Below are 21,033 nucleotides of genomic sequence, written 5' to 3'. Positions count from 1 at the left end.
CCACAACATAGGAAACAAATAGGCTACAAAACGAAAATAAACCTACCCCCAGATCCCACCACTCGGACTAACTTTGTTGACTTTAAACCTTGAATGTGGAACTTTTCAATTTTTTTTCAATCTTCGCATATAAATCAAACTAAGTCCTATTAATGTCAAAGCCAAAACAATACTTAGTGTTAGCAAAAGAGGATTATCACTTAAGTTTTCATTATTTGCAATAAAATATCCCATACTCACATTAATAATAGATGTAGGGAGTAAGCCGATAGCCGAAGCAAAGAAATAGGAAGAAGGCTTTATTTTTGAAATGGAAAAAACTGCATTTAGAAAGCTGGTAGGGAAAACGTAAAGGCTACGTAGAATTACAACCGCAGAGAATCCTTTTTCTTCTATTAAATTATTAACCTTTTTTATATGTCGGTGCTCTCCGTATTTTTTGGTAAAAACATCAAAAAATAAAAAATGAATATTATAATAGGCGGCAATAACTCCTAAAGTTCTACTTATTAAACTAATAATTAATCCGGGAATAAAACCGAAAATGTAACCGAACAAAATAGAGAAATAAAAGGTGGGTAAATTTAAAAGAGAGAATGTAATTAGTATTAACGAAAAGAGCAAGGCACTTATTAGGCTATATTTTTGGATATAATCTAAAAATTGAAGTAAGTATTCAATTTGAAAAAACTGTTTTAAATCGAAGAAATAGAAAGAGAGTACAGCAATAATTACTGAAGCGATATATATTAAACGAAGAAGTGTAGATTTCATTACTCTTTAAAATAAACCCGTTTTACCCGTCGGGAAATACCACTTAAGATTTCGTATGGAATAGTTTGAGCAATATTTGCTAACTCTCTAATATGCTGTTGATTACTGAAAATAATAATTTCATCACCTTCTTCTGCCTCTATTCCGCTTAAATCTACCATACACATATCCATACAGATATTACCAATTATGGGTACTTTTATTCCGTTAATTACCAGACTGCTTTTTTCGTTACCAAGCATTCTGTTAAGACCGTCTGCATATCCAATAGGAATTATGCCGATAGTTTTGTCTTCTTTGCAAAGATAAGCTCTGTTATAGCCTATGCTTTCTCCACTTTTTACTTGTTTAATTTGAGTTATACTTGTTTTTAAACTTCCGATATTTCTTAAGTTTTTTTCTTCTTCCGGATTTGGCGATATACCGTATAATCCAATCCCCAAACGTACCATATCTAATTGATATTCAGGAAATCGGCTGATGCCTGCTGAGTTTAAAACATGTTTTAAAATATGATGATTGCATTCGGCCTGTATTTTTTCGCTAAGCTCATTTAGTTTAGCTACTTGCTCGTGAGTAAATTCATCAAAACGAGCATCGTCGCTTGCTGCCAAATGGGAGAATATAGAAGTTGTATAGATTTGCTTATTGGCTTTTAATCGAAGAATAAGTTGTTCAATATCCTCTGATTCAAAACCAAGGCGATGCATTCCCGTATCAACTTTCAGGTGAATTTTTATAGGTTTATTCTTAGGCAGAATATTCCTTTTTATTGCTTCTTCCAGTTTATTTAAAATAGTAAAACTATATATTTCGGGTTCCAAATCGTATTTTAGTATACTGTCAAAGCTTTGCTCATCGGGACTCATAACCATAATAGGTAGGTTTATCCCCGATTTTCTGAGTTCAACGCCTTCATCTGCGTAGGCAACAGCTAAATAATCGGCTCTGAAATACTGCATAATATTTGCAATCTCGTAACTACCGCTGCCATACGAAAAGGCTTTTACCATAATCATCATTTTGGTTTCCGGCTTTAACTTTAAGCGGAAGTAATTGAGATTACTAATCATAGCATCGAGGTTAATCTCTAATACCGTTTGATGAGATTTTTGTTGTAGCACTTTTGATATCCGTTCAAACTCAAAGAAACGAGCTCCTTTTAGAAGTATACTTTCGTTTTGAAAATTGGTAAACGGAAATTTGCTTAGAAATTCTTCTGTAGTCGGGAAGAAGTGGCTTTCCAAATTGAATTTATCGCGCATACGCGAGATAGCAGAGCCTATACCAATCAGTCTATCTACACTTTTTTCATTAAGCAAAAGCGAGATGTCTTGATATAAGTCCATATCACTTTTCCCGCTTTGCAGAATATCGGAGAGAATAAGAGTTTTTTTATTATGTTGATTTTGTTGATTAAGAAAATCGAGAGCAATAGATAGTGAGTTAATATCCGAATTATAACTGTCGTTGATTATAGAGCAATTATTTATCCCTTCTTTTAACTCAAGGCGCATAGCTACCGGATTTAGTTGTAGCATTCGCTCTTTAATAACTTTATTATCATAACCCAAATAAAGCATTGTTGCCCAAACGTGACAGCTGTTTTCTATAGAAGCGGCATCAATAAATGGAATCCTAATATCTATTTCTTCTTCTTTAAACAATGCATTTAAAAAAGTGCTATTTTCAACTTTTTCCGATTTTGTAATTTGTAAGTCTGCAGCTTGTTTTGTACTCCAAGTAAAAGATTTAACGCTTTCGTTAATTTGAGATCGGATAATAATACCTTGAATTTCAGAATGGTCTAAATTGTAAATTAAAGTATCGACTTTGGTAAATAGTTTAAGTTTTTCTCCAATTTTCTGATTTGTATTTATAAAATTCTCATCGTGTGCTTGCCCTATATTTGTAAAAATACCAATAGTAGGTTGAATAATGGCTTGAAGTTTTTGCATTTCGTCGGTTTCCGAAATACCCGCTTCAAAAATTGCTAATTCGTGTGTGGGTTTCATTTGCCAAACACTCAGTGGAACACCTATCTGAGAATTGTAACTTTTAGGACTACGAATAATATTTTTATCAGCTTGGAGCATTTGAAACAACCATTCTTTTATTATGGTTTTACCGTTGCTGCCGGTTATTCCTATAACAGGAATATCAAATTTTCTCCTCTTATCACTAACTAAAAGCTGAAGAGCTGCAAGTGTATCTTCTACAATAATAAAATTTGCATCTTTAAAACTTTCAATGTTTTCCGGAGGAACAGAAATCAAGAAATTTCTTAGTCCTCTTCTGTAAAGTGATAGGATATATTTATGGCCGTCGTTTTTTTTTGTTTTTAGGGCAATGAAAAGTGTTTCTTTTGGAGAAATCAGCTTCCGGCTATCAATAAGAATATCGTTAATCTTTGAATCTTTAGTACCGGAGGATAGCAGTTCTCCGTTTACGACTGAGACTATTGTGGAAATGTTATACATTCTATAAGAATATGTAAATAATGATATTAATTATTAATAAGGTAATCCTGATGATTTATCACCATTTTCATCGGGAAGTATTGAGGCATCCTCATCTTTAATTAATCTATGATTAATTTTTTTCAGTGCTGATTTTAAAGGATTTTTACTAAACTCATCATATATTTTTCTGTTTTTGTATATGTCAACTCCTAAATAAACCGCTTGACGGAATGAATCGGGCGAAGCAAGATTTTTGCCTGATAAATCGTAAGCTGTACCATGAGCCGGTGAAGTACGAACAACAGGTAATCCGGCAGTAAAATTAACGCCATCTTTAAAAGCTAAAGTTTTAAATGGAATTAACCCCTGATCGTGATACATAGCTAAAATACCGTCGAAATTTTTATAATTTTCTGAGGCGAAAAATCCATCAGCAGGATAAGGACCATATACTAACATTCCTTCTTTTTGTGCTTTTTTTATTGCAGGACTAATAATTTCTTTTTCTTCTGTACCTATTAAACCATTATCCGAAGCATGTGGATTTAGACCAAGAATAGCAATTTTTGGTTTTCTTATTGCAAAATCATACTCTAAAGAGCGATTGAGTACTTTTATTTTTTTATCTATAAGCTCTGTCGTTATGCTTTCCGCTACATCTTTTAAAGGGATATGATCGGTAATTACACCAATACGTAAATTTTGTTGCACCATCAGCATCAGATAATCTTCAGTATTAAATTCTTTAGCCAAATAACCGGTATGACCTGCAAATTGGAATTTATCCGATTGGATATTGTCTTTGTTGATTGGCGCTGTAACCAATACATTAATCTTTCTTTTTTTCAGATCTTCAATAGCAGCTTCTAAAGAATTAAAAGCCATTTCTCCCGCTTTTCTAGTCGATTTACCAAGCTCAATATCTAAGTCATTGTTATTGATTGTTATAATATTTAGTTTGTTCGATTTAAGGTTGGATATATTTTTAGTTATGTTCAGAGCATAATTTGACATACCGAGGTTTTTAAGGAAAAAGTTAGCTATTTCTGCAGAACCATAAAGTACGTTTGTTGAAAAATCAAACATGCGTTTATCGCTGAATGTCTTTAATACTATCTCGTAGCTTATTCCATTGTAGTCGCCCTGACTAATTCCTACTATAGTATTTTGAATCTTATTTCGTCGATTATCCATTAAGTGTTTTTTGCAAATATAACACATTATTCATGGTTTCTCTTTAGCAATAGTTCATTGTTTTTAACAGCAAATGAGTTAATATTATTCTTCAATAGTCTCAGATAAATTTTATATTTTTGAATAGCTTTAATTTAAAACAATGGCATTACGAAATTCTGTTATAAGTTGGATCATGAAAAAGCGGATGCATCAAATCGAGCTTTTCATTAAATATCCGCATGATGTTCAAGAGGAATGGTTTAAAACCTTGTTGTTTAGAGCTAATGATACGGAATGGGGTAAAAAATATGATTATAGATCAATCAATAATATCCACCAATATAGAGAGAGGCTTCCTATCTCCGGTTATGAAGATTTAAAACCTTTTATTGATCGTACACGTCTTGGCGAACAAAACATATTATGGCCATCTGACATAAAATGGTATGCCAAATCAAGCGGAACTACTGCCGGTAAGAGTAAATATATTCCGGTAAGTAAACATGCTCTTGAAGAATGTCATTTTAAGGGAGGAAAAGATATGCTTTCATTATACGTTAATAGTCATCCCGAAACACTCATCTTTGATGGTAAAAGTATAGGAATGGGTGGTAGTAATCGTATTAATGAAGTAAATAATGAAGCTTATTATGAGGGTGATTTGTCGTCGATATTAATTCAGAACTTACCATTTTGGGTTGAGATGAGCAGAACTCCAAATCTTGCTGTTGCATTAATGGAAGAATGGGAAGAGAAGATAAATAAGATGGCGCAAATTACTATGCAACAAGATGTTACTGCTATTGCGGGAGTGCCTTCATGGACAATGGTTTTGATTAAAAAAATCTTAGAGCTTAAAGGCGAAGAAAATATTAAGAATGTTTGGCCAAACTTTGAAGCCTTTTTTTGGGGAGGCGTAAATTTTGAACCTTATCGTAAACAGTTTAATCACTTATTTGCTGATGAACCGATAAATTATTGGCAAACATATAATGCTTCTGAAGGTTTTTTTGGTATCCAGGACAAGCTTGAAGCCGATGATATGTTGCTAATGTTAGATTACGGTATATTTTATGAGTTTATGCCTATGTCTCAGCTCGAAGAAGAAACCCCAAAAACTATTAGTTTGGATGAGGTAATATTAGGTGTAGATTATGCTTTAATTATTAGTACCAATGCAGGTTTATGGCGTTATAAAATAGGAGATACCATTCGTTTTACTTCATTAAATCCTTATAGGATAAAGGTAAGTGGTAGGACAAAAAATTTTATTAATGCCGTTGGTGAAGAAGTGATAATAGATAATGCCGATAAAGCTATCTCTATTGCTTGTGAAAAATCTAATGCTTGGGTAAACGAATATACTGCAAGTCCGGTTTATTCATTAAACGAGAATACTGCAAGTCATGAATGGGTTTTTGAGTTTGAGAAAGCTCCCGATAATATAGCTGTTTTTGTAGATGCTCTCGATGATGCACTAAAATCGCTTAACTCTGATTATGAGGCAAAGCGTTATAAGAATATGGTTTTGCAGGAACCTGTAGTTCATATTGCTAAGCAAGGTACTTTTTATAAGTGGTTAAAAATGAAGAATAAATTAGGAGGACAACATAAAGTCCCTCGTTTGGCTAATAATAGAGAGTATATGGATGAGATATTGAAAATAATGTAAGATAGTGCAGATGCTTTTTTTCAACATTTTTTTTAAAATTATTAACAATATTAAAATCCTGTGTTTACCTTAAATTCAACTAATTGGAAAATAATTTTGCGTTTTCTTTAGTATTTCGTTAACAGATTCTAATTTTCTTTATAAGATTGGATAAATTTATCTTTTACCTTTGTTTGGTTTTGTGGATAAGTCTTGACTTCAAAACAAATAAATAAAAAATAGATATCATATTTATTAAAAGGAAAAGAGTTTCCATTGGTAAAACCTAAAAAATAAACACATAATATGCATATTGCAATAGCAGGAAATATTGGATCGGGAAAAACAACACTTACAGGATTGTTGGCTAAGCAAATGGGCTGGAAAGCTTTATACGAAAGCGTTGATGATAATCCGTATTTAGACAGTTTTTATGAGGATATGAAACGCTGGTCGTTTAATCTTCAAGTGTACTTTTTAAATAGTCGATTCCGACAAGTTGTAGATATTCGGAAAAGTAATAAAACCATTATTCAGGATAGAACAATTTATGAGGATGCTTATATTTTTGCCCCTAACCTACATTCAATGAATCTTATGACTTCGCGTGATTTTGATAATTACTTATCTCTTTTTGAATTGATGAGTTCTTTTATCGAACCACCGGATTTACTTATTTATTTACGTGCCAGTGTACCGACTTTGGTTAATCAAATTCAAAAGCGTGGACGCGATTATGAAGAAACAATTCGTATTGATTATCTGAAAAAATTAAATGAGCGTTACGAAGAATGGATTAATTCTTATACTATCGGAAAATTATTAGTTGTTGATGTTGATAATACCGATTTTACCGATAATCCCGAAGATTTAGGGAATGTTATTGAAAAAATAAATGCTGAAATTCATGGTTTATTCTAAGTTCGGTTTTTAATTAACATTATGCAATTTTTAGGTGTCATTCCAGCTCGTTATGCTTCCAGTCGTTTTCCCGGAAAACCATTGGCTATAATAAACGGGAAGTCGATGATACAGCGCGTTTATGAGCAAGCTTCTAAAGCAAACTCTTTAGCAGATGTTATTGTTGCCACTGATGATAATAGAATTTTTGAGCATATTATTAGTTTTGGAGGGAAGGTATTAATGACAGATACCAAGCATCCTTCGGGAACGGATCGTTGTAACGAAATTGTCAAAAAACTTAAAAGTCAAGGAAAGTCGTATGACGTTATTGTAAATATTCAAGGCGATGAGCCTTATATTAATCCGGTTCAGATTGAGCAGCTTTGCGAGACATTTATTAAACAGGAAACGCAAATAGCAACCTTGATAAAGCCTATCAGTAAGATAGATGAGTTAGATAATCCTAATGTTGTAAAAGTGGTTAAACAGAAGAGTGGCGAAGCTCTTTATTTTAGTCGATATGCTATTCCTTATTTTCGTGGAGAGAATAGAATGGAGATGTTCAAAAGAGCTAATTATTTTAAACATATTGGAATTTATGCTTATCGATCTGATATTTTAGAACAGCTTTGCAAATTACCAAAAAGTAAATTGGAAGAAACAGAGTCTTTAGAGCAGTTACGATGGTTAGAAAACGGATTCGCTATTCAAACAAAAGTCACTGATTTTGAGTCTGTTGCTGTCGACACTCCTGCTGATTTATTAAAACTTACCAACATTCCTTGATTTTTTATGTATTCCGCGCTACATTTGGCTTTCAAAAAAAATAAATGGATATAGCAGCACATATTGGTCAATTGGTATTAGAACACGAATGTGTTATCGTTCCTCGTTTGGGCGCTTTTCTTACCAATTACCATGCTGCCGAGATAGTTCCTCATCAATATAGTATTAATCCTCCTAGAAGAAATTTAGTTTTTAATGCACAGCTAAATACTAACGATGGTCTACTAGCGCATCACTTATCACAACGCTTAGATATTTCTTATAAAACATCTTTGCTTCTTCTTGAGGTCTTTGTCGATTATTGTCTGCGTGATCTTGCCGATGGAAAGCAGATTGCTTTTGGCGAATTGGGGATTTTAGATAGAAATAGCCATAATAAATTGGAGTTTAATCCAAATACAACTATCAATTATAATGAGAATGCTTTTGGCTTAAGGCCTTTGGCATTAAAGTCTATTGAGCGTAAGTCCGATTTTAGTTCGCAAGCTCCAATACAGAAAAAAGAAGTTAAGCTTTCTTCTACAAAGGTGATTACCTTAAACAGCTCTGCTTTAAGGAAAATTGCGGCTATATTGATTCCTTTGGCAGTTTTTATTGGTACTTTGTTTTATTTGCCTACTTTGGTGCAGAATGAGAATATTCAACAGACTTCCATTTTTTCATTCTTAGATAGTTTGAAATCGTCAATGTTTTCAGATGAAGAATATAATAATACAGAAGTTTTGTCGGTAGTTGATAATAAAACTATTGATTCTGATATAAAAGAAAATACTACGGAAGATGCTTTGGTTGATAATGTCGATATTGAAAGTGATATAGAAACTAATGAGTTTATCGTTCACGAAGAAATAGAAATTCCAAAAGGACAATATCATATTATTTGCGGTTCTTTTATGGAAAAGGATAGGGCAGAAGCCTTTGTTAGTCATTTAAAGGCTGACGGTTTCGCCGCTTCTATTGCCGGTCAGAGCAAATACGGAACTTATCGTGTTAGTATGCAGTCGTTTTCCAACTCTGCGGATGCCAAAAAACAAATTAAATGGATACGTAATCAAGGTTACGATAAGGCTTGGATATTAAATAAAACGTTTTAAAATTTCCTTTATTTCTTTTTTGACTCTGTGTGTCTCGATTATTTCTTAAATTCGTATTTAAAGAATCATAATTATGGCAATCGATCGTAGAGAATTTATTAGAAACTCCACTATGGCGGGATTAGGCTTAGCATTTTTGCCAAATTTAGCCTTTGGAAGTAATTCAAAACAAGTTTTAAATGTTGGATTTATTGGACTTGGTTTACGTGGCACAGGACATCTAAGAAATGCATTACAGCGTTCAGATATCAATGTAAAAGCAATTTGCGATATTAGCAAAGACCGTCTTAGATTGGCTCAGGATATGTTGAAGAAGGCAGATAAACCCACTGCCTTAGAGTTTGGAAAAGACGATTATGATTATCGGAACTTATTAGACTTAGAAGATATTGATGCGGTGATTATTGCTACACCTTGGCTTTGGCATACGCCGATGAGTGTAGATGCTATGAAAGCAGGGAAATATACCGGAGTAGAAGTTTCTGCTGCTATGACGATGCAGGAATGTTGGGATTTGGTAAATACTCACGAATCTACCGGTTCACATCTTATGATACTTGAAAATGTAAACTACCGTCGTGATATTATGGCCGTCTTAAATATGGTTAGGCAAGATGTATTTGGTGAATTGATGCATTTCCGCTGTGGTTATCAGCACGATTTACGTGAAGTGAAGTTCAACGATGGAGTACACGCTTATGGTCATGGTGTTGAGTTTGGCGAAAAAGGATATAGTGAAGCTGCTTGGCGAACACAGCACAGTTTAAAAAGAAATGCCGATTTATATCCAACCCATGGAGTTGGTCCGGTAGCAACTTATGCTAATATTAATCGGGGAAATAGGTTTATTTCGCTTACTTCTCACGCTACAAAATCACGTGGTTTGCATAATCATATTGTAGCACAAGGGGGAGAAGATCATCCCAATGCCAAACTAAAATGGAAGTTAGGCGATATTGTAACCACAACTATTGATACAGCCAATGGTGAGACCATTATTGTGACGCACGATACTAATTTACCACGTCCCTATTCTTTAGGATTCCGCGTTCAGGGAACCAAAGGAATTTGGGAAGTTGATGGAAATAGAATTTATATTGAAGGCAAAGCAGAAAAAGCACATCGTTGGGATGATGCTGATGCTTGGCTAGAGAAATACGATCATCCATTATGGAAACGATTTGGTGCCGAAGCGGAAGGAGCAGGGCATGGAGGCATGGATTTCTTTGTTATGAATGCTTTTGTGGAATCGGCTAAACGACAAATTGCACCTCCATTGGATGTTTATGATGCAGCAGCTTGGAGCTCTATTACACCGCTTTCTGAGGCTTCTATTGCCGAAGGCGGACAAGTACAACAATTCCCTGATTTTACACGCGGAAAATGGATTAAACGTAAACCTTATAATTGGATAAAGGATAGTTTTTAGGATACTACCGTTTTAATTGGTTTTTTGAATTCGCCACTTTAATTTCGCTTTTCGGCTTCTGCCTTAAGTTTTAGTATTTCTAATAAATAGAAGTCAGAAGAAGAACAGCAATAACTGTGATAGTGATTGATGATATCCCGACAGGAACCCATACGGGCGCAATCCAAGGACGAGGTATAAGAAAAAGAACATCAATCGTAGTAAAACTAGGCGGCCATTTAATCAAAAGGTAAAGAGATAGATAATAAAACAAATCCCAAAATGCGAACGTCCAAAGAAAAACAACCGCCATATCAAGCCATGTTTTGCCAACCAAAAGGGCTAAAGTTACAAGCATCAATATTGTGGCCACTTCCCTTGTTTTCTCAATAAAAATGTAGTGTTTGGGAATTTTTTTGAGCAATTTTCTGTTTGATTGTGAGTCAAAAACTCCAAGTGCCTTACGAAGATAAACCACAGTTACTCCCTCTAAATGAGCCATAGCAATACCAAAAAGAGCTAATAATAAAAACTTTTCCATAATAAATTATGCTTTTATCATGTGTTTGTATTGTTTCGATACTAAAGTACTAAATATAAACATTGGTTAATCTGAATTATTAGAGTACCTTTGCGCAGGGATTCCTTATCTTTTGATATCAAATATTTACTATCATTTTTGTTGATGTGCTTTTTTAAGCAATCTTTCATGCATTCGCAGACTTCATACTTATAGTTGAGTTATCAGTAACCAATCCATCCATCAAAGTACTAATACTTAGTGCGCCTAGGGGCTTTTAATCGAGCGTTTAAGTTTTTTTTGATGACACCAATTGAATAAAGTATGAGTATTAATTCAGACAATTATTATGGTGACAATCGTATTTCCACTGCATTACTTCTTGCGGCAGGTACGGGTAGTCGTCTTTTACCTTTAACAAAAAGTTGTCCCAAATGCCTAACCCTTGTAAATGAAGAGTCAATTCTTGAGCGACTTATCAATAACTTGAAGAAACAAGGGTTTAAACGTCTTGTAATTGTTACCGGCTACAAAAATGAATGTATAATGGATTTTCTGGGTAGTCATTCAGGAGACATAAAAATTGAGTACATTTATAGTCGGTTATACCGCACAACTAACAATATTTATTCGCTTTGGATGGCTCGTAATATCATAAATGAACCTTTTGTACTTTTTGAAAGTGATTTGGTATTGAACTCCACTTTGCTTGATAATATGGTTTATCCGGATAGGATAGCTGTAGCTCTTATGCAACCATGGTTAGATGGAACCACCGTTTCTCTTAATAAACAAAATCAAGTAACAAAGTTTCACAAAGGAACAACAGATACATATACTGATATCCGATACAAAACAGTAAATATTTACAGTTTTTCACTTTTATCGTGGCGTGCGGTTGTAAAAAAACTAAACCAGTATATTGCAATTGGTAGTGTTAACTGCTACTACGAAACCGTTTTTACTGAAATGGTTGCCGATAAAAGTCTGTCATTCGAATCGGTTTCGTTTGACCATAAACCATGGTACGAAATTGATACCATTCAAGATTTAGCCAAAGCGGAATTATTATTTCCAAAGGGATTGAAAAATGTTGATATGCATGAAAATGCAATGGCATCATAATTTTAGGATATAAATACTATGGAAAGCAAATATAAAACACAAGAAGAAAAATACGAATACATATCCAAACAACACGGTGGCTATTATCGGCATAATTTTACCGACCATGCCTATTTATACAATCTCTATTTTCCACCTAAAGAGGTATTTACCCACCTTAAGGACAACATTCGGAACTTAGTATTAAATTACCCCATGGCACAGGATGCTGTTGCCGAACTAATTGGTGAAATAATACAGCAACCCAATGAAAGAATAGTTGTTGGAAATGGCGCTGCTGAAATTATAAAAATACTGTCCGGTCATTTAGCAAAAAAAATAATTGTTCCCGTACCTTCATTTAACGAATATGCAAATGCAGCCCCTAAAGGGCAGGTGGTTGAATTTCCGCTCGAATTTCCATCCTTTCAATTAGATGTAGATAAATTTGCTGCTGAAGCTATTAAAGTTAAAGCCGACATAGCTGTTGTGGTAACACCCAATAATCCTACGTCGCTATTGGTGCCGAAATCCGATTTAATTCGGTTGGCACAAAAGTTAGAAAAGCATAATTGCATGCTGATTATTGATGAATCTTTTCTTGATTTTGCTGACAACAAAGAACAAATAAGCCTGGAACAAGATATTGACAAATACGCCAACATGGCTATTCTTAAAAGTATGAGTAAAGCTTATGGAATTTGCGGACTTAGAATAGGATATTTGTTAACGGCTAACCTGAAATTTGCGGCAGCAGTTCGAAATGGCACTCATATTTGGAACATCAATGGATTTGCCGAAGAATTTCTACGTATTTTGCCCCAGTATAAACAGGAATTTGAAGATAGCTGCGAACGGGTTAAATTAGACCGGGATATTTTTTATAAAAAGCTATCGGCTATTGAAGGGATGACCGTTTTTAAACCCGATGCAAATTATATTTTTTGTCGTTTGCCCGATGCTGCTTTAAGCGGACCGGAAGTAACAAAACGCCTTTTTATTGAATACAATATTTATATAAAAGATAGTGTTGGAAAAACACAACCTGATGCAAGCCGATATATTCGAATTGCAAGTCGTACCAACGAGGAAAACAGTAAACTTATTGAAGCATTGAAAAATGTGATGTATTTAAAGAATGAATAACATGAACGACAAACAGCAGCCAAGCATGCTTACTTTTGCCAAAGATTTACCAAATATTTGTTCTTTAATTGGATTATTGAGTGCCGTATTAGGAATATATTTTGCAATAAAAGGAAATTTTCCAGCAGCAATAATTGGAGTACTTTGGGCAGTTCTCTTTGATTGGTACGACGGAATTATTGCCCGAAAATTGAAAGGCAGGACAAAAATACAAGGTGTTTTTGGAGCTCAACTTGATTCAATGATTGATATTGTAAGTTTTGGAATTTTACCTGCAATAATACTTTTAAGCTACGGAAATTATACTATATGGTTTATACCCGGAGCTTTTGTAATTATTGCTACTAGTGCTATCCGTTTGAGTTACTTTAATGTTTATGGTCTTATCGACAGTAAAACATATAAAGGACTGGCACTTGATAATAATGTACTTATTCTGGCTTTTATCTTTTTATTTGAACGTTTCTTCGAGCATTCCACTTTTTCAATACTTATTTATGTCATCTTAATGCTTCTGTCAGCATTAAACTTATCCTCAATACCAACCCCTAAATTTGGAGGAAAATGGATTTATGTACTTGTTATTTATGTAATTGCACTGACATCCGTTTTTGGATGGATGCTGTATAATAGAGTATAAAAAATATAAAATAAAAAATACATGCTTCGGGATTTTTTTTCGCATGAAACCCAATGTGAGTTTACGTATCAACTTCCAATTCTTATAAAAAGCTATTATATCATATCAATAGCTCGGGTTTAAACCGCTCGGATATGCAAAATAACGGTTTTTATTACACAAAACAAAAGTCCTTAAAAACGGTCTATTAGAGTTGTATTTTGCAAGTAACTGATAGGCAAATTTTTTAGTCTTGTTTTCAAATCATTTATATAAAAAATAGATATAAGTCTCCTAAGGTTGTAAACTATCATCATTAGATTTACTTCGCTCAGAACGTTGAGTATATGAGACATTGTTTAATAGCATTCCACACACTCTCTTTATTAAAAAAGCAAGTTAATGAAACTGTAAAATAAAAAAATGTTAATATTCGTAAGAAGAATCTATTAATTACTACATTTGCGACATGATAGAAAGATTACATAATGAAGTACTTTGTTGTTCTTGGAAAACCAGCAATGAAAGGGCATTATGTAATCCTGATGTTTAAAGTAGTTAATTAATAGTAATTATCATACACACAGCCCTTTCGGATTTCGAAAGGGCTTTTTTTTTAATTTTTTATGAAAACAAATAATTTAACTCAAACCCGTGGCCAATTTTTAAAAAATAGCAGAGGTAAGGTTCCACAAAAAAATGAAGTGTACAATTTAGTCAATGATATAATTGGATACTTATTTCCGATATTATCGAACAATTATGTTCAAGAGAATGAAAAGCACCTTGATGACATTATGCTTTTATTAAACAGGATTCTTAAATCCTATGATTCTGGTTTGACAAATATCGAATCAACAATTAAAAAGTTTAAGGAAAATCTTCCTCATTTGTATGAATTGTTGACAAAGGATGCAATCGCAATTTATGAAGGTGATCCTGCTGCAAAATCTGTTGAAGAAGTAATAATTTGCTATCCTGGATTTTATGCAATATTGGTTTATAGAATAGCACATGAATTAGACAAACTATCCATCTCCATTATTCCCCGAATGCTCACAGAGTATTCGCATGGCAAAACCGGAATAGACATTCATGCCAAAGCCAAAATAGGGGAATCTTTTTGCATCGATCATGGAACAGGAATCGTAATCGGGGAAACTGCTGAGGTCGGCAATTCAGTTAAAATATATCAGGGTGTGACTTTGGGAGCCGTTAGTGTTTCCAAAAAATATGCCGGAAAGAAGCGGCATCCAACGATTGAAAACAACACTGTAATTTATGCAGGTTCTACAATTCTTGGTGGAAATACAATAATTGGCCATAATTCAACTATTGGAGGAAATGTTTGGTTAACACATTCTGTTGATCCATACTCTGTTGTATTAAATCAAATCAAAGTTCACTTAAAAAATAATAATCCGAGTAAAGAAGAAGTAATAGATTTCGTAATTTAAAGACAGAAAAAAATGAAAAAGAACAATATATTAGAACTTATTGGAAACACTCCGAGTGTTAAAATAAATAATTTATTTAACAGCAACATCGAAGTATGGATTAAACTTGAAAAGCAGAATCCGGGCGGAAGCATAAAAGATCGTATAGCATTATCTATGATTGAAGATGCTGAAAAGAAAGGAGTACTAACAAAAGAAACTGTAATTGTAGAGCCTACATCAGGAAATACCGGAATAGGACTATCTATTGTTGCTGCAGTTAAAGAGTATCGTTTAATTCTTGTTATGCCCGAATCAATGTCGGTTGAAAGACGGAAACAAATGAAGGCATACGGTGCGGAAATTATACTAAGCCCGAAAGAACAAGGAATGAAAGGTGCTATTGAAAAAGCTCATGAAGTTAATAATGAGTTAAATGGATGGATGCCGATGCAGTTTGATAATCCTGCTAATCCTGAAATTCATAGCCAAACCACAGCTAAAGAGATATTAATTGATTTTCCTGAGGGTATAGATTATTTGATAACCGGAGTAGGAACAGGAGGACATATAAGTGGAGTGGCAAGAGAATTGAAAAAACAATGGCCTTCATTAAAAGTCTTTGCTGTTGAACCTAATGATTCTCCTGTAATTAGCGGCGGAAAAGCAGGGCCTCATGCCATTCAAGGAATTGGAGCAGGATTTATACCTAAGAATTTAGATACTGATATTTTAGATGGAGTAATTAAAATATCAAAAGAAGAAGCATATTCTTTTGCTCGTAATGCAAGCAAAAAAGAAGGATTATTTGTTGGAATATCGACAGGAGCCTCACTGGCTGCTATTCATCAAAAACAAAATGAATTAAAAGGTAATAGAATATTAACTTTTGCTTATGACACTGGTGAACGGTATTTATCAGTTGATGGGTTGTTTTAAAGAAAATATTTAATTTCTCCACTGCTGGGAACTATGATGATAAATATTCAATATCGTATGATACGATATGATTCAACTTAGGCGATAATGGTTCGGTAGCCGTAAGGCTATTACATCCTTATTTAAAAAAACGGTAAAATCCGAGCATAAAAAAAGAGGGTTTCCTCTCTTAAAGACTGTAAGCTTTTTTAGTTTTATTCAGACTTAAAATTCAAGGTTTCCCAATCGAATGAAATTTGAATTTTGTTGCCTTTTTGTTTTCCTGTTCCGATAAAGATCAGAAATACGAGTTTACGATAGTTAAAAATTACCGACTTGCTTTTATTGCAAGTCGGTAATAAATATTAATGACTATGACCTTGATGCTCTTTTGCTGTTTTGGTACTTGTTAATTCCATACCACATACAGAACAGGTATCACCTTTTTTTCCTGTAATATTGGGATGCATCGGACAGGCATAAACCTCTTCGGTTTGTTCTTGCTTGCTTGATTTATCATTACTATTTCCGCAACTTGTTAAAGTGATGCTTCCCATAAATAAGAACATTGCAGTTCCTAGAACTAAAATTGATTTTTTCATTTTATATAATTTTATAGTTAGTTTTTTTCTTTTTGTTTTTGAATTGGAGGACATGGATTAGTTCCATAAGAACAAAATACACAACAATCTCCTTTTTTGGGACGCAATATGGCGTGACAATTCTCGCATTCATAAAAAAATTGGCAAGCATCAACAGGCATATCTTCTTCTTTTTGATGACCGCATTCGGGACAACTTATTATAGAATTTGTTTCCATCTCGATTTATTTTTTATTAAAAACCTTTTTAACTTCACCACAAGTCATCATCTTGTCGCCGAAATAAGGATTTTTGATTTTTTTATCTGCTGAAATCCAAAAAGCACCTTTATTATCGAATGCCATTGGGCAAAACTCTAAATAAATAGGGCTATCTGTATTAATACCAAACTTCTCAATTGCTTCAGTAATCTTGTTTGAAACTATGCTAAAATGACTGCGTTTCATTTCAATACCTTTCATACTAATAATCCCGTTCAGGTTTTCCTTTATTGGTTTTTGCAACTTCATCCATTCGTTATGTGCATCTCCTTTTAACAGTTTCATATCAATTTTATCTAATGCAGCCAAAAGCTTTGTTGCTTCACTCTCAACCTGTTTTTCGTCTGTCGCAACAAATGCATCTTTCATTTTTAAATAGGCATTTACAAATTCTCCAAGTTGATTTTTGAATTCTTCGTCAACTTTTCCTGATATAGAAATATCGGTCTTTTCATTATTATCCATATTTTCCATTTCTTCGTCAGTCATCTTTTTGCCACCGTGATTATGTCCGGTAGAAACTTTTCCGCCATCAGGGTTCATCATACTTGGTTTACCTAATAATTGAGCCGATGCATCAATTTTAAATACGCCATTTGATGCTATTTCTTCGCCTTCTTCCAGTCCGCTGGCAACAACATAAAAACTACCGGCTTCTGCACCCAAAGTAATTTCTCTGTAAATGAATGATGGCGTTTCTCTGTTTGGAACTTTAACATATACAATGGCACGTTTACCTGTCCATAATATTGATGTTTTTGGAATTAATAGTTGCTCTGAACTACTTGCAACCTTCGATTGTAAAATTCCGTTAACAAACATTTCAGGTTTAAATTTCAGATTTGAATTTTGCATTTCTACCCTAACTTGTGCAACTCTTGTTTTTGCATTGATAAACGGGTCGATATATGAAACCTTTGCATTATAGGTTTTGCCCGGTAACGATTGAAGAGTAAACGAAACTTTATCGCCCATATTTATCCAGGGCAAATCGCTTTCATAAGCATCAAACATTATCCAAACCCGGCTTAAATCTATTACTTCAAACAATGGGTTGCCCTCTTTTACATAATCACCTATTGCTACATCTCTACGAGTAATTGTTCCCGAAATTGGCGATAGAATATCAAAATATATACTTGGCTCATCACTTTGCTCAATTGCATCAATTTGGGTATCGGTCAACTCCCATAATTTCAGTTTATTGCGAGTTGCTTTATAAAACGAAGGATTATCATCTTTATACTTTGCAGCATCTAAAAGTTCTTGTTGTGCCGTGTTTAATTCGGGTGAATAAATAGAGGCTAATTTCTGACCTTTCTTTACATTTTGCCCTGTGTAATTCACATATAGTTTCTCTATTCTTCCGCCAAAACGAGCTGTAAGCGTAGCGATATTTCTTTCGTCGGGTTTTACTTTACCCAATAAATGTATCGATTTTTCAGGAGCTCCTTCTTCAACAATAAAAGTTTGCACTTCTGCCAGTTTTATTGCACTTTGGGTCATTTGAATTTCGTTAGGGTCAGCCTCTTCAATATTCTCATTTGTTTTCAGAGGAATTAAATCCATTCCGCAAATTGGGCAATCACCAGGTTTATCCATTTTTATTTGAGGGTGCATTGAGCAAGTCCAAATTGTAGCATCAACTTGTTCTGTTTCTAAATAATTATGTCCTTCGTGATTTTCGTTTGAAGATGAGCCAAAGAATAAACTTCCAAGACTAATTCCTATCACAAGAGTTATTGCGATTATCACAATCTCTCTTTTTCCTATTTTAAATATATTTGTTTTCATAATTTTATATTCCCATTAAATAATTAATAAATGCAATTGATGCTTGCTTATCTGCTCGTGCTTTTTCAAGCTCCAATGAATACTTTAAAACACTTTTATCCATTCGTAATATTTCCTCGAAATTTTTACCGTTATTGGCGTATTCATTTTCGAGTAATTTTATGGCTCTTTTTGCCAGTTTGCTTTGTTTTTTATACAAAACAATTCTACGGTTTGCATCAGTATATTCGCTATACACTTTCTCGAACAAGCTTTCCAAAACGTTTATTTTTTCCTCTTTCTTGTTTTCGATAACTTGTTGTTGAATTACAGCTTCGTTTACCATTGCAGAATATTTTTTACGATACAAGGGAATAGTAATACCAAGCTTTATCATTAAAGCATCTTTTCCAGCATCAGGAGAAGTTCCTGTATTTCCAATAGCAGTATAATCAACACCCAAGATAATATTAGGCAAGCCTTGTTTTTTGCTAAGATGTTCGTTATATACAAAACTCTCTTTCAAAAAATCTAAACTTCTCAGTTGATGATTATTTTGAGTAAGACTGTCGATTATTGCTTGTCTTGAAAACTGCAAATCGTCTGTCCAAAGTGTTTCAGGTATTTGAATATCAGTATTATTTCCAACATTTAACAGATTATTGAACTTCACAGAATTTACAAACCAATTATCTTTTAATAGAGCCAAATTATTTTCTAAATCGTTTAATTCTAATTCTACTCTAAGCTCATCTACTCCCGAAGCTGTTCCCGCCTCTATTTTGATAAGAGCCAAACGTTTAAATGTGTTTAAGATTTCAATATTTTCTAAACTAATATCTATTCCTTTTTTTATGAAATATAAATCGTAATAAGTAGATTTTACTTCAAAAAACAAATTTGATTTAGCCTCTTCAAAATCTTCGTATTTAGCTTTTGCAGCTGATATATAAATGTCTTCTTTGCTGTTTAAAGTTCCAAACCAAGGGAACATCTGTGCAAAAGAAACTTTTGCTTGCTGCGGACCATTTTTAGTTTCAACAGGCATTATAAAATAGCCAAATGTTAACTGAGGATCGGGCAAAGCCCCAACTTGTGGAACTTTTTCTAAACTTGCATTATACTCATTAAATTTTGCTTTGAGAGCAGGATTGTTTTTTGCAGCAGTTTCTAAATATTGATTTAACACATCTTGTGCAAACAATGAACTACTTATTGCAAGAAATATCGATATAATTATTATTTTATTTTTCATTATCAACCTCCTTTTCTTCTATTAAATTATTCTTTAACAAACTCTCTTGCCACATACTATAAAGCACAGGAACAACAAAAATTGTAAGAGTTGCTATAAGCATTCCACCAAAAATTGGAATTGCCATAGGAACCATAATATCAGAGCCTTTTCCTGTTGAAGTGAGCACAGGAAGTAAAGCTATTAAAGTTGTTGCGGTAGTCATAATTGCCGGACGAACTCGCTTTTTTCCTGCTTCGAGAATATTAGCCCTGATCTCAGAAATTGTTTTAGGTGCCTTTTTATCAAAAATTTGTTTTATGTAGGTGCTAATTAATACGCCATCGTCAGTAGCAATTCCAAAAAGAGCGATAAACCCTACCCAAACAGCAACACTTAAATTAATAGTGTCAATCTGAAAAAGGTTTTGCAAATGCACATCGCCAATAGAAAAATTCATAAACCAAGGCTGACCGTAAAGCCAAAGCATTATAAAACCACCGGAAAAAGCCACAATAATTCCCGAAAAAATTAGGGTTGCACCTATAACAGAACGGAATTGGAAATACAGAATTAAGAAAATTACCAACAAAGCAATTGGTATAACAAGCATTAAACGCTTAGTTGCCCTTATCTGATTTTCGTAGTTTCCTGTGAATTTAAAATTTACGCCTGATGGAATTACTAATGTTCCATCTTCTATTTTTTTATTCAAATATTCTTGTGCATTTTCTACTACATCAACTTCGGCAAAGCCATCTTTTTTATCGAAAATTACATAGCCAACCAAAAATGTGTTTTCGCTTTTAATTAACTGTGCTCCACGTGTATATTCAATACTTGCCAATTCTCCCAAAGGAATTTGAACACCTGATGGGGTCGAAATCAACAATTTCTTTAAATCTTCGGGGTTGTCTCTAAACTCACGAGCATAACGTACTCGAATTGGGTATCGCTCTCGTCCTTCTACGGTAGAACTTAAAGGCATTCCACCAACAGCCGAACTTATATATTCCTGAAAATCTTTAATAGTTAATCCGTAACGAGCAATTGCATCTCTGTTTATGTGAATTTCCATATAAGGTTTACCCACAACTCTATCGGCAAAAACCGACATTTTGGATACACCTTCAACATCTTTAAGCAGAGTTTCTATTTGTAAACCTG

The 21,033-nt window shown here is 33.7% G+C and carries 19 protein-coding genes; 10 read left to right on the top strand and 9 right to left on the bottom strand.

Annotated elements, in window-relative coordinates:
- Positions 1-105 precede the first annotated feature (105 nt).
- The 3 genes from J7K39_09935 to pdxA are packed head-to-tail and all read right to left on the bottom strand — an operon-like array spanning position 106 to position 4,430.
- On the bottom strand, positions 106-774 hold the full coding sequence (locus J7K39_09935) for a VTT domain-containing protein (protein ID MCD6180209.1): 669 nt from the start codon (positions 772-774) through the stop codon (positions 106-108).
- The gene (locus J7K39_09930; GenBank protein ID MCD6180208.1) at positions 774-3,254 is read right to left on the bottom strand and encodes a bifunctional UDP-N-acetylmuramoyl-tripeptide:D-alanyl-D-alanine ligase/alanine racemase; all 2,481 of its coding nucleotides are present in this window, start codon (positions 3,252-3,254) and stop codon (positions 774-776) included. Before J7K39_09930 ends, J7K39_09935 begins: the two co-directional genes overlap by 1 nt.
- A 33-nt stretch (positions 3,255-3,287) precedes the next feature.
- Positions 3,288-4,430 (bottom strand): 4-hydroxythreonine-4-phosphate dehydrogenase PdxA, encoded by a 1,143-nt coding sequence (gene pdxA / locus J7K39_09925; protein MCD6180207.1) that lies wholly within the window; start codon positions 4,428-4,430, stop codon positions 3,288-3,290.
- 142 nt (positions 4,431-4,572) lie between these two features.
- Between pdxA and J7K39_09920 the strand changes: the two genes are divergently transcribed.
- From J7K39_09920 to J7K39_09900, 5 genes are all read left to right on the top strand, one after another.
- Entirely contained in the window at positions 4,573-6,084 is a 1,512-nt protein-coding gene (locus J7K39_09920) for a GH3 auxin-responsive promoter family protein (GenBank protein ID MCD6180206.1), read from the top strand.
- A gap of 285 nt (positions 6,085-6,369) precedes the next feature.
- On the top strand, positions 6,370-6,984 hold the full coding sequence (locus J7K39_09915; GenBank protein MCD6180205.1) for a deoxynucleoside kinase: 615 nt from the start codon (positions 6,370-6,372) through the stop codon (positions 6,982-6,984).
- Positions 6,985-7,005: 21 nt separating this feature from the next.
- Entirely contained in the window at positions 7,006-7,752 is a 747-nt protein-coding gene (gene kdsB / locus J7K39_09910) for a 3-deoxy-manno-octulosonate cytidylyltransferase (protein MCD6180204.1), read from the top strand.
- 44 nt (positions 7,753-7,796) lie between these two features.
- A complete protein-coding gene (locus J7K39_09905) occupies positions 7,797-8,846 on the top strand; it encodes an SPOR domain-containing protein (protein ID MCD6180203.1) in 1,050 nt (349 codons plus the stop codon).
- Positions 8,847-8,919: 73 nt separating this feature from the next.
- Complete coding sequence (locus tag J7K39_09900; GenBank protein ID MCD6180202.1) at positions 8,920-10,275, top strand: Gfo/Idh/MocA family oxidoreductase; 1,356 nt, start codon at positions 8,920-8,922, stop codon at positions 10,273-10,275.
- A 79-nt stretch (positions 10,276-10,354) separates the two neighbouring features.
- Here the strand turns inward: J7K39_09900 and J7K39_09895 are convergent, their stop codons facing one another.
- Entirely contained in the window at positions 10,355-10,795 is a 441-nt protein-coding gene (locus tag J7K39_09895) for a hypothetical protein (protein ID MCD6180201.1), read from the bottom strand.
- A gap of 303 nt (positions 10,796-11,098) precedes the next feature.
- On the opposite strand from J7K39_09895, the gene J7K39_09890 reads away from it, so the two are divergent.
- The 5 genes from J7K39_09890 (at position 11,099) to cysK (ending at position 16,018) form a co-directional block, all read left to right on the top strand.
- Positions 11,099-11,899 carry a phosphocholine cytidylyltransferase family protein gene (locus J7K39_09890; protein MCD6180200.1) on the top strand — a complete coding sequence of 267 codons (801 nt, stop codon included), beginning with the start codon at positions 11,099-11,101 and terminating at the stop codon, positions 11,897-11,899.
- A gap of 18 nt (positions 11,900-11,917) precedes the next feature.
- Positions 11,918-13,024, top strand: coding sequence for a histidinol-phosphate aminotransferase family protein (locus J7K39_09885; protein MCD6180199.1), 1,107 nt, complete (start codon positions 11,918-11,920; stop codon positions 13,022-13,024).
- A gap of 1 nt (position 13,025) precedes the next feature.
- The gene (locus J7K39_09880; protein ID MCD6180198.1) at positions 13,026-13,664 is read left to right on the top strand and encodes a CDP-alcohol phosphatidyltransferase family protein; all 639 of its coding nucleotides are present in this window, start codon (positions 13,026-13,028) and stop codon (positions 13,662-13,664) included.
- 776 nt (positions 13,665-14,440) lie between these two features.
- Positions 14,441-15,100 carry a serine acetyltransferase gene (locus J7K39_09875; protein ID MCD6180197.1) on the top strand — a complete coding sequence of 220 codons (660 nt, stop codon included), beginning with the start codon at positions 14,441-14,443 and terminating at the stop codon, positions 15,098-15,100.
- 12 nt (positions 15,101-15,112) lie between these two features.
- The gene (gene cysK, locus J7K39_09870) at positions 15,113-16,018 is read left to right on the top strand and encodes a cysteine synthase A (GenBank protein ID MCD6180196.1); all 906 of its coding nucleotides are present in this window, start codon (positions 15,113-15,115) and stop codon (positions 16,016-16,018) included.
- Between the two features lie 344 nt (positions 16,019-16,362).
- Here cysK and J7K39_09865 read toward each other — a convergent pair whose 3' ends face one another.
- From J7K39_09865 to J7K39_09845, 5 genes are all read right to left on the bottom strand, one after another.
- A complete protein-coding gene (locus tag J7K39_09865; GenBank protein MCD6180195.1) occupies positions 16,363-16,599 on the bottom strand; it encodes a hypothetical protein in 237 nt (78 codons plus the stop codon).
- A 17-nt stretch (positions 16,600-16,616) separates the two neighbouring features.
- A complete protein-coding gene (locus J7K39_09860) occupies positions 16,617-16,817 on the bottom strand; it encodes a hypothetical protein (protein MCD6180194.1) in 201 nt (66 codons plus the stop codon).
- Positions 16,818-16,823: 6 nt separating this feature from the next.
- A complete protein-coding gene (locus tag J7K39_09855) occupies positions 16,824-18,653 on the bottom strand; it encodes an efflux RND transporter periplasmic adaptor subunit (protein MCD6180193.1) in 1,830 nt (609 codons plus the stop codon).
- Positions 18,654-18,657: 4 nt separating this feature from the next.
- Positions 18,658-19,887, bottom strand: a complete 1,230-nt coding sequence (locus tag J7K39_09850; GenBank protein MCD6180192.1) for a TolC family protein — start codon at positions 19,885-19,887, stop codon at positions 18,658-18,660.
- On the bottom strand, positions 19,877-21,033 hold a 1,157-nt coding region (locus J7K39_09845), incomplete at its 5' end, for an efflux RND transporter permease subunit (GenBank protein MCD6180191.1). The genes J7K39_09850 and J7K39_09845, both read right to left, overlap by 11 nt.

Source organism: Bacteroidales bacterium (assembly GCA_021157585.1).
Classification (GTDB): Bacteria; Bacteroidota; Bacteroidia; order Bacteroidales; family UBA12170; genus UBA12170.
Note: the sequence above shows the minus strand (reverse complement) of the source record. Positions and strands in the feature narration are given on the sequence as shown.